17 protein-coding genes are annotated in these 14,652 nt (G+C 57.8%); 5 read left to right on the top strand and 12 right to left on the bottom strand.

Annotation, left to right across the window (positions count from 1 at the left end; translation table 11 throughout):
• Window positions 1-21: 21 nt before the first annotated feature.
• From dagF to pmbA, 10 genes are all read right to left on the bottom strand, one after another.
• Window positions 22-759 (bottom strand): 2-dehydro-3-deoxy-phosphogluconate aldolase, encoded by a 738-nt coding sequence (dagF, locus tag FT726_RS10840; RefSeq protein ID WP_021509721.1) that lies wholly within the window; start codon window positions 757-759, stop codon window positions 22-24.
• Entirely contained in the window at window positions 756-1,877 is a 1,122-nt protein-coding gene (locus FT726_RS10835) for a DgaE family pyridoxal phosphate-dependent ammonia lyase (RefSeq protein ID WP_346302801.1), read from the bottom strand. Before FT726_RS10835 ends, dagF begins: the two co-directional genes overlap by 4 nt.
• Entirely contained in the window at window positions 1,861-2,994 is a 1,134-nt protein-coding gene (locus FT726_RS10830; RefSeq protein ID WP_346302800.1) for an amidohydrolase/deacetylase family metallohydrolase, read from the bottom strand. The genes FT726_RS10835 and FT726_RS10830 overlap by 17 nt, the downstream gene beginning before the upstream one ends.
• Before the next feature lie 109 nt (window positions 2,995-3,103).
• Entirely contained in the window at window positions 3,104-3,751 is a 648-nt protein-coding gene (locus FT726_RS10825) for a DUF4310 family protein (protein WP_021509724.1), read from the bottom strand.
• 12 nt (window positions 3,752-3,763) lie between these two features.
• On the bottom strand, window positions 3,764-4,540 hold the full coding sequence (locus FT726_RS10820; protein WP_021509725.1) for a DUF4311 domain-containing protein: 777 nt from the start codon (window positions 4,538-4,540) through the stop codon (window positions 3,764-3,766).
• 25 nt (window positions 4,541-4,565) lie between these two features.
• Window positions 4,566-4,862, bottom strand: coding sequence for a DUF4312 family protein (locus FT726_RS10815; protein WP_021509726.1), 297 nt, complete (start codon window positions 4,860-4,862; stop codon window positions 4,566-4,568).
• A gap of 2 nt (window positions 4,863-4,864) precedes the next feature.
• Complete coding sequence (locus FT726_RS10810; protein ID WP_021509727.1) at window positions 4,865-5,221, bottom strand: SFCGS family glycine-rich protein; 357 nt, start codon at window positions 5,219-5,221, stop codon at window positions 4,865-4,867.
• A 19-nt stretch (window positions 5,222-5,240) separates the two neighbouring features.
• Window positions 5,241-5,579, bottom strand: coding sequence for a glycine dehydrogenase (locus tag FT726_RS10805; RefSeq protein ID WP_010617110.1), 339 nt, complete (start codon window positions 5,577-5,579; stop codon window positions 5,241-5,243).
• Window positions 5,580-5,842: 263 nt separating this feature from the next.
• A complete protein-coding gene (gene cybC, locus FT726_RS10800; RefSeq protein WP_021509728.1) occupies window positions 5,843-6,229 on the bottom strand; it encodes a cytochrome b562 in 387 nt (128 codons plus the stop codon).
• Between the two features lie 72 nt (window positions 6,230-6,301).
• The gene (pmbA, locus tag FT726_RS10795) at window positions 6,302-7,642 is read right to left on the bottom strand and encodes a metalloprotease PmbA (protein ID WP_346302799.1); all 1,341 of its coding nucleotides are present in this window, start codon (window positions 7,640-7,642) and stop codon (window positions 6,302-6,304) included.
• A gap of 115 nt (window positions 7,643-7,757) precedes the next feature.
• On the opposite strand from pmbA, the gene yjgA reads away from it, so the two are divergent.
• Entirely contained in the window at window positions 7,758-8,300 is a 543-nt protein-coding gene (gene yjgA / locus FT726_RS10790) for a ribosome biogenesis factor YjgA (protein ID WP_058759857.1), read from the top strand.
• Window positions 8,301-8,557: 257 nt separating this feature from the next.
• Here yjgA and mpl read toward each other — a convergent pair whose 3' ends face one another.
• Entirely contained in the window at window positions 8,558-9,913 is a 1,356-nt protein-coding gene (gene mpl / locus FT726_RS10785) for a UDP-N-acetylmuramate:L-alanyl-gamma-D-glutamyl-meso-diaminopimelate ligase (RefSeq protein WP_058781127.1), read from the bottom strand.
• Between the two features lie 168 nt (window positions 9,914-10,081).
• On the opposite strand from mpl, the gene fbp reads away from it, so the two are divergent.
• Window positions 10,082-11,089, top strand: coding sequence for a class 1 fructose-bisphosphatase (fbp, locus tag FT726_RS10780; RefSeq protein ID WP_021509731.1), 1,008 nt, complete (start codon window positions 10,082-10,084; stop codon window positions 11,087-11,089).
• A 211-nt stretch (window positions 11,090-11,300) separates the two neighbouring features.
• On the opposite strand, the gene FT726_RS10775 is transcribed toward fbp, so the two are convergent.
• The gene (locus FT726_RS10775; RefSeq protein WP_282995939.1) at window positions 11,301-12,860 is read right to left on the bottom strand and encodes a methyl-accepting chemotaxis protein; all 1,560 of its coding nucleotides are present in this window, start codon (window positions 12,858-12,860) and stop codon (window positions 11,301-11,303) included.
• A gap of 172 nt (window positions 12,861-13,032) precedes the next feature.
• Here FT726_RS10775 and FT726_RS10770 point away from each other — a divergent pair, with 172 nt between their 5' ends.
• The 3 genes from FT726_RS10770 to ppa all read left to right on the top strand — a co-directional run bounded on the left by FT726_RS10770 (window position 13,033) and on the right by ppa (window position 14,594).
• Window positions 13,033-13,446: a lysozyme inhibitor LprI family protein gene (locus tag FT726_RS10770; protein ID WP_346302798.1), complete on the top strand. Its 414-nt coding sequence runs from the start codon at window positions 13,033-13,035 to the stop codon at window positions 13,444-13,446.
• Between the two features lie 67 nt (window positions 13,447-13,513).
• On the top strand, window positions 13,514-13,963 hold the full coding sequence (locus tag FT726_RS10765; RefSeq protein WP_021509736.1) for a DUF441 domain-containing protein: 450 nt from the start codon (window positions 13,514-13,516) through the stop codon (window positions 13,961-13,963).
• Window positions 13,964-14,063: 100 nt separating this feature from the next.
• Entirely contained in the window at window positions 14,064-14,594 is a 531-nt protein-coding gene (gene ppa / locus FT726_RS10760; protein ID WP_346302797.1) for an inorganic diphosphatase, read from the top strand.
• Window positions 14,595-14,652: the final 58 nt, after the last annotated feature.

The raw sequence follows: 14,652 nt of genomic DNA, 5'->3' as shown, positions 1-14,652 counted from the left end.
GCCTCACCTGTTACTCATTTGTTACAGCAGTTTCTTGCACGTTGCCAGAAGCTGACGCACATCGTCAATGCGCGTGTCGCCGCTGGCGCTATCAATAATTGAGCTGTAAACGTGCGGGATGACTTTACTGACCCCGGCCTCCAGAGCAATCCGCACAATCTCTTCGAAATTACTGAGATCGATACCGCCGGTCGGCTCCAGCCAGAAATCATGGTGCGCACAGGCGTCCGCCACCGCGCGATACTCCTCCACCGCTTTCAGGCCGCCCATCGGGAAATACTTCACCGAACTGCCGCCCATATCCTGCAGCATGGCGATCGCCGTGGCGATCGGCACAATGCCGTCCGCCGCCTGCGAACTGCGCGGACCGGTGGAGATTTTCACCTTGCCCGGCGTGCCGGTTGGTGAAACCAGACCGTTCACGATGGTGTGTGGCTGTCCGAGCAGCGCGCGGCTGGTGGCCACGCCGGTAAAGACCTGATTAACGTGCTGCGGCTGCAGTTCCGCCGAGATTTCACTGACCATCGCCGACTGATTCGGGTCGCCCGCACCCAGCCCGACCGACAGCGCATTATCAATCAGCGCCGCGTACTCGCGCATATCGGCAATCGCGGCCTCATTCGAGGCGTAGTTTTTCGACAGAACGCCGACCAGCACATGCCCTTCTGCCGCCTGCCAGATCGCCTGCGCATTCTGCTTTGAACCAGCCAGCACGTTGAGGCACAGACGGCCCTGATAGAAATTGGGGTTGAGATTCATGCGCGTTTTCCTCCGCTGAGCAGCGCCTGGATGCGGCTAAAGATAATGTGCAGCTGTTCCGCGCTGACGCTGCGCACATCCGCTTCGATAATGCCTTCGTTGGCTTTATAGCCGCGGAAATAGATGGCGATGTCGCCGTTTTTCAGCGCCTGCACCAGCTCGCCGGTCGGCCAGCCCGTCACCGCTTCATCAAATTTGATCTCGGCGCGGGCGATATCACGACCAGCGGCATCCCACACCACGCGCGCGCTGACGCCGTTCAGCGTGTTGAGGTTATCGATAAAGGGCGTCATCTTCGCCACCATGTCGGCACCGCTGGTTTTGCTCTGCAGCAGGTAGCTTTCAATCGCCTGAGTCAGACCGAGAATGCCCTCTTTGCCGACTTTCATCGCGCGGCCAATGCCGTTGCTCTGGCGTTTCACCCACTCGACGTACTGGCTGCGGCCAAGCACCAGGCCGCTGGTTGGCCCTTCAATCGCTTTGGCACCGCTGTAGATCACCAGGTCAGCCCCCATCTGGTAATAGCACTGCAAATCCTCTTCGGCCGCCGCATCGACAATCAGCGGAATACCGTGTTTGCGCGCGACCACCGCCGCCTGTTCGACGCTGAGATGGCTTTTCTGCACACAGTGATGCGACTTGACGTACAGCAGCGCCGCGGTGGTCGGCGTGATGGCCGCCGCCAGCTGTTCTGGCGAGCACTCATTACTGTAACCAGCCTCAATCAGGCGTCCGCCACCCAGCGCCACCATGCTGCCCACCGGCGCGCCGTAGTTCACGTTATGGCCTTTCGGCACCACAATGTCGTGCGGCACGCTGAGCGGCGCGGCGTGCAGGTTATCCAGCAGCCAGTCGTTATCTTTGACGATCACCGCCGCTACGCACTGGGCAATACCGGCCGAGGCGCAGGACACCACCACCGCGTTTTCGACTTCCAGCAGGCGCGCGATGTAGGCACCGGTTTTGTTGACCAGATCTTTGATCTCAAAGTAGTGATTGAGGCCGTAGCTGACGGTATCCACCACGTCGGCGGACGGCGTCGACACGCCGAGAATGGTCATACGGCCGGAGGCGTTGATCACCTGTTTCAGGTCATATTTCTCATAAATCGAAGACATGATGCGCTTTCCCTTCCTCAGTCAGATGCCACTGGCCCGCGATCACCACGGCCAGCGGCAGCAAATGTTGCTCACCCGTTACCCGTTCGCCTTCAGCATCGACGAACGGGCGGGCTTCCTCTTTGACGGTAAAAATGGTCAGATCGGCGTCATAACCGGCGGTAAGATGCCCTTTACCGGCCAGATGCAGACCCGCTGCGGCATTAACGGTGACGCAGGCGATCACCTGCGGCAGCGTCATGCCGATGGAGAAAAATTTCGACATCACGTGCGCCAGGCTGTGCACCGGGCCGTTGATGCGGTTGCGACAATAGATATCGGAGCTGATGGTGTCCGGCAGAATGCCCTGGGCAATCGCCTCGCGCGCCACCGCAAAACTGAAGCTGGCGCTGCCGTGGCCGATATCCAGCTTCACGCCGCGCGCGATCGCCTGCTTAACCGCCGCTTTCAGCTCGCCCTGCGGTGACAGAATGCGGTTCGGCTTGCCGTTGAAGCAGTGAGTGATGATGTCGCCGGAAGTGAGCAGCGCGGCTATCTCCTCCAGCACCGGCGGGTTGTTACCGATGTGCACCATCAGCGGCAGATTGCCCGCCGCCTGCTGAATGGCTTTGGCGCGCACCAGCGGCTGAATGCCGTTGTCGCCGACCACGCTGCTGCTCATGCGTGCCTTCAGGCCGACAATAAAGTCCGGGCGACGCTGTACCGCCTGCACCACCGCTTCGCCATCGATCTGCGCCATGTCGGCCAGCTCGTTCTGCGTGACGATGCCGGTGCGCGAGATGTTGATCAGCGCGCGCACTTCGGTCTTCGCGCTGCGCGTCAGCTGATAAAAGTCGTCGATGTAATCGGCACCGGTGCTGCCCGCATCCACCACGGTGGTGACGCCCTGCGCCACGCCAATCGCGTCGGCTTCGTCGTGGTAAATCGGTGATTTGGGATAGCAGTGTACGTGGCTGTCAATCCAGCCGGCGCTGACGTAGTAGCGGCCGCCGAGATCGCGCTCCTGTTGCGCTGCGCCGTCCACCTTACCGACCGCCGCGATTTTGCCGGCGCGAATCGCGATATCCACCAGCTGTTCATCACACAGACGCGCGCGGCGCAGAATCAGATCAAACATGCTTACTCCTCATGGTGTGCATGAATGCGCACCCTACAATCAATGCTTTACTCAAACGCTTGCGTAATATCAGGCATTGTAGGGTCGCCATTCATGGCGACCGCATACATCAAAGCGAAACCGGGAAGATAGCGCCGAGCACCATGGCACCGAGAATTGCGCCGCCGGTAATCGGCTTGTTCCACAGGTAAAACAGCAGCGCACCGACCAGCGAACCGAGGCCGATCGGAATCGACGCCGCCATAGCAGACAGAATAATCAGTGGACCAAGGAAGCGACCGGAGGCATTCCCGGCGCCCATCATTACGTCCGCGCCGTAGGTGGAATCGCTCTGGTTGATGGTGAATTTACGCGCGAGGATAATCACGTAGCCAATCGCCACACCAATCACCAGCCCGGTTGCCAGCGAGGCGGCAAAGTTCGCCACCGGAAACACGATACCGGCTCCCAGCAGCAGCGCCGGCACACCGAGGCCGACGCCGGTCTGAATCGCGCCGCCGATATCCAGAATCCCTACCAGCGAGCCTTCAATGATGCGCGCAAACAGGAAGCTGGCACCAAACGCCGCCACCGCGCCGTACACGCCGGTTTCCATGCCGGAGCGCAGCATCGAAACGAATGCCACTTCGTTAAAAGCACCGATGCCGTACAGGTAGTACATGTGCGTCCCGGCGAATACGCCGGAGGAGAGCAGGCCGACAAACAGCGGGAAAGACCAGTCGGCGTACCAGAACCCTTTGTTTTCGTTCTCGTTCATGCTGAAGGCTCCTTATTTGCCGCTCAGGCTGTTGTGGATCATGTCGAGCCAGCCAGGGATGCCGAGCTGGAAGGATTGCAGCAGTTTCACATCGAAGCCACGGAAGAAGCCGCTCAGCACAAACAGCAGGACAATCGCAGCCATCATCACTTTGGTGACTTTGTTCCAGCCGCTCTCTTCCACGCCTTTACCGATCAGAATGCCCAGCACCAGACCCGGCACGGCGTTACCCATGATCAACTGCGCCAGACCACCAAAAATGGTTGCCCAGAAGCCCGATTTCTTACCGGCATCTATCGCCGCCAGCCAGAAGATCACCGGCATCACCGTGTTCACCAGCAGATTCGCCGCCGGCACCAGCACTTTTACCGCAGTCACCTGCAGCGCAGCCGGTACGGCAGAAGCGGTACTGTTCAGGAAGGCCACCACGATCATGCCGATGATGCCGCAGGCAATCGCCATGCGTTTCGGGTTATGCAGCGTTTCCGCGACGTTGCGGTTCTTTACCATCAGTGCGGCCGCGCCCCAGTTCGGCAGAATGCGGTGATCCACATCCTGCGTGAAGGAGCCCGCAGCAACGGAGGATGCCCAGGCGTTAAAGAAGAAGCCGAGACCAAAGGAGAAGTGCGAAGCCGGATCGCCCTCGCAGGAGTTGAGCTCGCCCAGCGTACGGAAGGCACCCATCCCCTGCGTGACAGGCGCGTGGAACATGCGCGCCGCGCCCGCTCCAACGCCCACGCCGACTAATCCACCTATGATCAACGACTTAAACAAAATGATTAAAAACATAATGTTACCCTTGTTGTCGTTATTCTTACGTTGCTGTGAAGGTCACGCTCTCGGTGTCGATCACAGTGACGCTGACAGTAATTTCCAGCTCCACGCTGTAATTCCGCCGTTCACGCGCGAGGAAGAAGAACAGAAATTTCTCCTTCCGCACGCTCTCCTGCGCGCGCAGCACCCGCACATCGAGCGGTTCAATGCGCAACAGAATTTTCTGGCTGGTGCGCAGCACCTGCTGCTGCACCTTGCTGAGCGCATCGGCGAAGGCTTTTGCTTTGCTGTCGCCTTTGCCCTGCACCGTGACCTGCGTCTCATACTGTTGTTTCATGCTTAGCTGCCGTGTTTTTTATTCCAGGCCTGAACCAGACGCTCACCCAGCTCTTCTTTATCCATGAAGCCAAAACCGAGCACGGTGGCGCCTTCGTTGATGGCGGTTACCCCTTCGTCCACCGAACGCATGCCGTGTTTGGCTTTGTAGCCGTACTTGTTCTGCGCGGTGATGGCACCGGCGCCGCCGCTGCCGCAGAAGGAGATGCCGAAATCAGCGTTTTCCGCCTTCATCACATCGCCCAGTTTCATATCCGCCGCCACGCCCGGCACCACTACTGCCCGGCCGCCGGCTTTTTCCACGCCAGCTGCCACTTTCTGTCCTTTACCCAGACGATCGCCAATCACTACCGTTACCATATTCCGTTCCTCTCTCAATTCATGCTTCGTTCGATTTCGCCACTTCGATATGCACCGACAGCAGCCAGGCTTCTTCGACAGGCAAATTGCCAAACAGATCCACCACCTGCTGCGCCAGCGCCATGGTCTCAGGCGAGATGTCCTCAAACAGTTCGGCTTCGACGTCCGGCAGCGCCTCTCCGGTGAGAGAACGTGCCGCCATGGCGCGGACATGTGAGGCCAGCATTTGCTGTTGCACCGCATTGGCTGCAATGTGGTGCGCGGCATACAGCGCCGCGATTTGATTCATCACCTTATCCGCCAGCGCCTGAATTGCCTCCGGCGTGCTCGGTTTCAGCGGGACAGCATCACTCCTCACCTTGTTACTCCTGTTTACAGCGGACAATGTCAGATAATTCGCGTTGAGAAGAAATTACGCTGTCCGCCTGGCGGTGTGGAGACGCAACATTTCCACCTCAAAGTGGAAATCCCACGGGCGACTGTGCGCCAGATCGCACGATGCACGAACTATGCGAGATCGCTCACGAAATGCGTGAAATGAGGTAAAAAGCGGGATAAAAACGGTGGAATGACGCAAGGCTGCGGCAGGAATAAGGCCAGCCTGCAGGCTGGCCCGGTTTATCAGCGGAATTTCTTATGGTTGGCGTTACGGATATCTTCCAGTTTCTTCGCTTCGGTTTTCGCCTCGTCCAGCTTGTTAGCCTGCGCCAGCTGGTCGACAACGTCGATCTGGGCAATCAGTGAGTCCAGACCGGCGTGGTAATCCTTGATCTGTGCGCTGTCAGCACCCTGGCCTTCCAGTTTTTCCGGCGTGGATTTTTTTGCATCCTGCGCAGCGGCACGCATCTTGCCCAGTGCAGCGTGCATTTCCTGTGCGTCAGAAGTTTTCTTGACGACACTCAGCCCGTCTTTCAGGGTATCCATATCCTGCTCCAGGTCAGCCGCGAACAGGCTGGCTGAAGAGAACAGCAACGACAAAGACAACATAGCAATCACATGCTTACGCATAACGTTTTCCTTTAATTATTATCAGGCGAAAAAAAAGCAGCCGCTGTGGGCTGCTTTCATCAAGCGATGTCTTTATTGTCCGGCGATTTTCATCTCCGGCAGCAGCACCGATCCGCATTGTATATTGCTGCGCGTTTCAATGTCGTTACCGACCGTTACCATATTGAGCCACATATCTTTGAGGTTACCCGCAATTGTGATCTCGCTCACAGAGTATTGAATTTCGCCGTTTTCAACCCAGAAGCCCGCCGCACCGCGCGAGTAGTCACCGGTCATGGCGCTGACGCTGGAACCCATCATCTCGGTAACGATCAAACCGCGCCCCATCTGCTTCACCAGATCGTCAAAGCTGTGGCCCTGACCGGCGATGCGCCAGTTATGAATGCCGCCCGCGTGGCCGGTGCTTTGCAGGCCAAGCTTACGCGCCGAATAGCTGGTCAGCAGCCAGTTCTGCAGCACGCCATCTTTCACGATTTCGCGCGCTTCGGTGCGTACGCCTTCGCTGTCGAACGGCGTCGAGGCCAGCCCTTTCAGCAGGTGCGGCTTCTCTTCAATCGTCAGCCACGACGGCAAAATCTGCTGGCCCAGCGCGTCGAGCAGGAAGGTGGATTTGCGGTAAACGCTGCTGCCGCTGATCATGCCCACCAGATGGCCGAACAGGCCGGTGGCCACTTCCGGCGCAAACAGCACCGGCGCTTTCATGGTCGGCAGCTTACGTGGCGAAAGACGTGCCAGCACGCGGCGCGCGCACTCCGCGCCCACCCAGTCGGCGCTTTGCAGATCGCCCATCGCGCGGCCAATGGTGTAGGCGTAGTCGCGCTCCATGTCACCATTGTGCTCGGCAATGACGCAGCTCGACAGCGAATGCCGGCTCGAGCAGTAGCTCTGCAGCATGCCGTGACTGTTACCAAAGACTTTGATACCGACGTGGCTGTTAAAGCTGCCCCCTTCGGTATTGGTGATGCGCTTATCAGCCTGCAGCGCGGCCTGCTCGGCTTGCGCGGCCAGCTCAATGGCGCGATCGGCGTCGATCTCCCACGGGTGATAGAGATCGAGATCCGGCGCCTCAAACGCCAGCAGATCGCGCTCGGCCGGCGCAGCACAGGGATCGGGCGAGGTGTAGCGCGCGATATCGATCGCCGCCTGCACGGTGCGTTTAATCGCGTCCGGGCTGAGATCGGTCGAGGAAGCACTGCCTTTGCGGTTTTGGTGATAGACGGTGATGCCAAGCGCGCCATCGCTGTTGAATTCGACGTTTTCCACTTCGCCGTAGCGGGTACTGACACCGATTCCGGTGGTTTTGGTGACCGCCACTTCTGCTCCGTCGGTACTGGCTTGCGCCAGTTCCAGCGCCTGCGCGACAGCCTGTTCCAACACTTTACGTTGTTCTGCAACCTGAGTAGATACGTTCATCGACCTGCCGTCTAATCTTAAGTATGAATTTATTGAGTCTATCAGACTCAGAGAACAATTTCGCAGTCGCCCGATAAACTGGTAGGATTAGCCTCTTTTTTTAGGGAGCCAACAGATGACGAAGCAGCCCGAAGACTGGCTCGACGATGTGCCGGATAATCAGGAAGAAGAAGACGAAGAGATTATCTGGGTCAGTAAAAGTGAAATTAAACGCGACGCCGAGGAGCTGAAACGCCTGGGCGCCGAGTTAGTGGATTTAGGGAAAAACTCCCTGGATAAGATCCCGCTTGATGAACAGCTGCGTGACGCCATTGAACTGGCGCAGCGCATTAAGAAGGAAGGCCGCCGCCGCCAGCTGCAGCTGATTGGTAAAATGCTGCGTCAGCGCGACGAAGAACCAATCCGCCTGGCACTGGATAAGCTGAAGAACCGCCACAACCAGCAGGTTGCACTGTTCCATAAGCTGGAGCAGCTGCGCGATCGGCTGATCGAGCAGGGTGATGACGCGGTGGCGGAAGTGCTGAATCTCTATCCGCACGCCGACCGTCAGCAGCTGCGCAGTATGATCCGCAACGCGCAGAAAGAGAAAGCCGCTAGTAAGCCGCCAAAAGCCGCCCGCCAGATTTTCCAGTATCTGCGCGAGCTGGCTGAAGCGTAAGTCCGCTGCGGACGGTTGCCCTGCCCTCACCCTAACCCTCTCCCGCAAGCGGGAGAGGGGATATAAAGTACAGTGCCGGGTTAGAAGCAGAGTGCTGAAGCAGCTGAAGCACAGTGCTGAGGTAGCTGAAGCAGAATGCTGAGGTAGCTGAGGGCGAGCGCTGGATGTGACGTCCGCCCCGGACGGCCCCTTCTCCCGCTTGCGGGAGAAGGCTGGGATGAGGGCAGATCGCCTCTCGGCCCTGAACCGGCCACGCATTACTTACCTAACCGCTCCAGCAGTTTCTGATGAATCCCGCCAAAGCCGCCGTTGCTCATCACCAGAATCGAATCACCCGGCTGCGCCGCTTTAGCCACCATCTCCACCAGCGTATCAATGTCCGCGCTCCAGTGTGCCGGCTGAATGCAGGCTTCCGCAACGTCCGCGACCTGCCACGGAATGTGGTGCGGCTGGAACAGGAACACCTCATCGGCACGCCCTAACGAAGGAGCGAGTTCGTTCTTGCTCACGCCCATCTTCATGGTATTAGAGCGCGGCTCAAGCACCGCCAGAATGCGTGCGGTGCCGCCGACTTTACTGCGCAGCGCCGCCAGCGTAGCGAGAATCGCCGTTGGGTGATGGGCAAAATCGTCATACACCTTAATCGCGTTCACTTCGCCGCGTAGCTCGAGGCGACGACGCGCGTTAATGAAGCTGTTCAGCGCCTCTCCGGCATCGCACGGCTTCACGCCAACGTGACGTGCGGCGGCAATCGCCATCAGGCCGTTGTGCATGTTATGTTCGCCGACCAGCGCCCAGTTCACTTCCGCCACTTTCTCACCGTCGAGCCAGGCTTCCCAGCGCGAGGCATCCGGCACCAGCTTCTTCGCCTGCCAGCGACCGTTATCGCCCACGCTCTCCTGCTCGCTCCAGCAGCCCATCGCCATCACCTGCTTAATGTTGTGATCGTGTTCCGGCAGCAGGATCTTGCCCTGACCCGGCACGATGCGCACCAGATGGTGGAACTGCTTCTGGATCGCCCGCAGATCGTCGAAGATGTCGGCATGATCGAACTCAAGATTGTTGAGGATCAGGGTGCGCGGGCAGTAATGTACAAACTTGGAACGCTTGTCGAAAAACGCGCAGTCGTACTCATCCGCCTCAATGACGAAGAATGGACTTTTTCCTAATTTTGCCGATACGTCGAAGTTACCCGGCACCCCACCAATAATAAAGCCCGGTTCCAGGCCGCAGGCCTCGAGAATCCACGCTGCCATGCCGGCTGTGGTGGTTTTGCCATGGGTACCGGCCACCGCCAGCACCCAGCGATCGCGCAGCACGAAATCGTGCAGCCATTGCGGTCCGGAGAGGTAAGGAATGTTGCGTTCCAGCACCGCTTCCACGCACGGGTTGCCGCGCGTCATGGCGTTGCCGATGATCACCAGGTCCGGTGCCGGATCCAGCTGCGAGGCGTCGTAACCTTCAGTTAATTCAATGCCTTGCTGTTGCAGCAGCGTGCTCATCGGCGGATAGACATTGGCATCTGAACCGGTCACTTCGTGTCCGAGCGAGCGGGCCAGCATCGCCAGTCCGCCCATAAAAGTGCCACAAATCCCAAGGATGTGAATGCGCATAAAAAGATCCATTACTCAAAAGTTCGGCGCACAGTGTAACGCCGAGTCCGGAGGGAAGAAACGGATTAGGACTATGGTTTTTGAAGTTCAATCGGCTAAACTGCGTACGCATACGTTGGTAGCTTGTTACAGCTGCTGCCACTCCATCGTAGATTCAGGGAATGTGTTATGAAAACGTTAGGCGAATTCATCGTCGAGAAGCAACACGACTTTCCTCACGCCACAGGTGAACTGACGGCGCTGATTTCCTCCATCAAGCTGGGCGCAAAAATCATCCACCGCGACATCAACAAAGCGGGTCTGGTGGATATTCTTGGTGCCAGCGGCGTAGAGAACGTGCAGGGTGAGCAGCAGATGAAGCTGGATCTGTTCGCTAACGAAAAGCTGAAAGCGGCACTGAAGGCGCGCGGTGTGGTCGCGGGGATTGCTTCCGAAGAAGAAGATGAGTTTGTCATCTTTGAAGGTTCGGAGAACGGTAAGTACGTAGTATTGATGGACCCGCTGGATGGTTCCTCGAACATCGACGTTAACGTTTCCGTCGGCACCATTTTCTCGATTTATCATCGTATTAGTGAGCCAGGCACGCCAATCACTGAAGCCGATTTCATGCAACCGGGCCACAAGCAGGTTGCCGCAGGTTACGTGGTGTACGGTTCCTCAACCATGATGGTGTACACCACCGGCGTGGGCGTTCATGCCTTTACGTACGATCCGTCGCTCGGTGTGTTCTGCCTGAGCCACGAACGCATGACCTTCCCGGAAAAAGGCTACACCTACTCAATCAACGAAGGGAACTACATCCGCTTCCCGCAGGGCGTGAAAAAGTACCTGAAGTTCTGCCAGGAAGAAGATGTTTCAACGAAGCGCCCTTACACCTCGCGCTACATCGGTTCACTGGTGGCGGATTTCCACCGCAACCTGCTGAAAGGCGGCATTTATCTTTATCCCAGCACCGCCAGCCACCCGAAAGGCAAGCTGCGTCTGCTGTATGAATGCAACCCGATGGCCTTCCTCGCCGAACAGGCGGGCGGTAAAGCCAGCGACGGTAAAAACCGTATCCTCGATATTCAGCCGGAAACGCTGCACCAGCGCTGCCCGTTCTTCTGCGGTAATGATGCGATGGTCGACGACGTGGAACGCTTCATGCGTGAGTTCCCGGACGAACATCAGGCGTAATGTAAGCGGGCATTTAAAATGCCTGCGTGTGAAGCCTGTCAGTAAATGATTTTCGGTCGCCATTAATGGCGACCCTACAGGTTGATGGCACGGTTTATGTTGGGTGCGCATTTATGCGCACCGCGTAAATTACCGCTTTATCTTCTCCCGCGTCGCCATCCATCAGGGCGAACACAGGCAACGTTACCGGTCATCCCTGACCACATCATAACTATGCCGCCTGCACGCGGAACTGTGCCATAGATGCCTGCAACTGCTGCGACTGCGCTTCCAGCGACTGCGTAGCGGCACTGGCCTGCTCCACCAGCGCGGCGTTTTGCTGCGCGGCTTCATCCATCTGCGTCACCGCCTGATTGACCTGCTCAATGCCGCGGCTCTGCTCTTCCGAGGCGATGGAGATCTCTTTCATTAGCGCGGTCACCCGCATCACTTCACTGGAGATCTCATCCATGGTTTCGCCGGCGCGCGTGGCCATGTCGCTGCCCTCTTTGACCCGCGTCTGTGATTCGCTGATCAACTCACGAATCTCTTTGGCGGCGCTGGCGCTGCGCCCGGCCAGGGTGCGCACTTCGTTGGCAACCACGGCAAAACCGCGCCCCTGCTCACCGGCACGTGCCGCTTCCACCGAGGCGTTGAGCGCCAGGATGTTGGTCTGGAACGCAATGCCGTCGATCACGCTGAGAATATCGGCGATCCGATCGGAGCTGTGGGTGATCTCACGCATCTTCTCCATCACGTAGCACACCACTTCCGCGCCGCGATCGGCGGTATCGGACACGCTACTGGCCAGCTGATTGGCCTGCTGCGCGTTGCTGGCGTTAAGCCGGACGGTAGCCGTGAGCTGCTCCATGCTGGCGGCAGTCTGCTCCAGCGAGGCCGCCGACTCTTCCGTGCGCTGCGACAGATGCACCGTGCCCGCGGACAGCTCGCGGCTGCCGACGTCAATCTGCAGGCTGGCTTCACGCACCTGGCTGACCGAGTTGCGCAGCGCCAGCTGCATTCCCGTCAGCGCCTGGTTCAGACGGCCGATTTCGTTATTGGCCGCTGCCGGCAGCGGCTGTGACAGATCGCCGGCTGCAATCTGCTCCAGATGCTGGATCGCCCCGTCCAGCGGATGCAGTAGCGCGCGGCGCAGCAGCAGCCAGGCCAGCGCAATCAGCAACAGGGTCAGCGCGACGGCGACGCCAATCATGATCTTCATCTGCAGTTCATTGTGCGCCGCTGCCGCCAGACGTGCGGCAGAGACTTCGTCGGCATACAGACTGAAGTCGTTCACTGCCTTGGAATAGTTAGCCGCCAGCTGCGACAGGTTGCCTTCCAGCACCTGGTAATACTCATCGGTATACTGCTTTTGCAGCGCATCCATCATGGGTGCCATGGCACCTTTCTGATACGCGTTGAACGCGGCCGCGACCGCATCGGCGAGGCTTTTGCCCTGCGCGGTGACGGTACCGGCATCAATAAACGCGGTCAGATGGCGTTGCGAGCTGGCGACATCCGCCTGCGCCTGTTTGGTGACGGTCGCACCCTCGTCCAGCAGGCCGATTTCGATTTTGCGCACCGCCAGCGCGGCGCTGGCGCGGGCACGCATCAGATCGGCGTTGCTCTGATACAGGCTGTTGAGTTCAATGCCCTGAATACGGTTGATGGCGTCAAGTGACTGGTTGCCGGAATTGATGGCGTAGATGCCCATACCGCTCACTGCCAGCAGCAGCAGCGTCATAAAGGCCAGAAGAGAGAGTAAAGCCGTGCGTATAGATAGCTGTGTGATCATGATAATTCCCGTGCGCTTTAAAAAAGGGAGAATCCAGTAGCCCTAAAACGGAGAGATTATCGGCAGTGACCGGGGGAAACTTTATCCTTCATTGATGGTCAACCTGATTACGATCATCTACGCTTCAGATTTCCTGAAGTTCGTAGCGCTAAAAGCAAGGAATTTAACGATGAAAAAATGGCTTCCGCTCGCCTTTCTGTTCGCGTCCAGCGTGGCAATGGCACAGCAAAACCCTATCGATCAGCAGCTCAATCAATGCCTGAATAAAGAGTCCAGCACCACCGGCATGTCGCAGTGCTACAGCACGGCCAATAAGGCGTGGGACAAAGAGATGAATGCGCAATATAGCCAGCTGATGAAGAAATTAACCGGTGAGCCCAAAGACAAACTGCGCAATGCGCAGCGCGCCTGGCTGGCCTACCGTGATAGCTGGACCGATGCCAGCCGCAGCTATTTCCTCAGCAGTCAGGGCTCCATGGCGGCGCTGTCAGTGGGCGCGCAGGGCGTCAGTCTGGTGCGCAACCAGGCGCTGATGCTGCAATCAATCAACAAAGGCAGTTGCGCCAATCCCGATGATTGTTGATAAATGGGGGCGTTAAACACGCTCAGCGCTGGCCACGGTCAGCGCGCCCATTATTCACGGAGAAACCATGGCTGCCTACGCCTCGACCCTCATTCTTATCTGCCTCGCCATCCTGAGCTACTTCGTCCACAACAGCGCCGTTACCATTTCGATTCTCATCCTGCTGGTGATTAAGCTCACGCCGCTGGCACAGTTCTTTCCCTACGTCGAAAAGCAAGGCATCCAGATTGGTATCATTATTCTCACCGTGGCCGTCATGGCACCGCTGGCAAGCGGCACGCTGCCGGCCTCGTCGCTGCTGAAATCCTTTGCTAACTGGCAATCCATTGTGGCGATTATCGTTGGCGTATTTGTTGCCTGGCTCGGCGGTCGCGGCGTCAGTTTAATGAGCGTGCAGCCGTCGGTGATTGGCGGGTTGCTGATTGGCACGGTGATTGGTGTGGCGTTCTTTCGCGGCGTGCCGGTCGGGCCGCTAATCGCCGCAGGGATTGTGTCGCTGTTTGTCACCACGAAGTAGCCTGCTGGACCATTCCGAAACGCCAAAAAGGGGGCATACTTTCAGAGTCAGTTGGCTATAATAGCCGTCACTCAACTTACGACTAATGAAGGAAAGCCAGATGAGTTTGAACCAGGTGCCTGCAGGTAAAGATCTGCCAGAAGATATCTATGTCGTCATCGAGATCCCGGCCAACGCCGATCCGATCAAATATGAAGTGGACAAAGAGTCTGGCGCCCTGTTTGTAGACCGTTTCATGTCTACCGACATGTTCTATCCGTGCAACTACGGTTACATCAACCACACGCTGTCTCTGGATGGTGACCCGGTTGACGTACTGGTGCCAACCCCGTATCCGCTGCAGCCAGGTTCAGTGATCCGCTGCCGTCCAGTGGGCGTGCTGAAGATGACCGACGAATCAGGTGAAGATGCCAAACTGGTAGCGGTTCCGCACACCAAGCTGAGCAAAGAGTACGATCACATTAAAGATGTGAACGACCTGCCAGAACTGCTGAAAGCGCAGATCACCCACTTCTTCGAGCACTACAAAGATCTGGAAAAAGGCAAATGGGTGAAGGTTGACGGCTGGGACAACGCGGAAGCGGCTAAAGCTGAAATCATCTCCTCTTTCGAGCGCGCACAGAAGAAGTAAGTTTTCTGTCAGCGCTGTCGCATCGCTATGTATGGCGATCGGCAGATAAAAAAACACC

Source organism: Pantoea sp. Morm, from assembly GCF_016643525.1.
Classification (GTDB): domain Bacteria; phylum Pseudomonadota; class Gammaproteobacteria; order Enterobacterales; family Enterobacteriaceae; genus Pantoea; species Pantoea dispersa.
The sequence above is the reverse complement of the archived record's forward strand: the minus strand, read 5'-3'. Positions and strand labels throughout refer to the sequence as shown.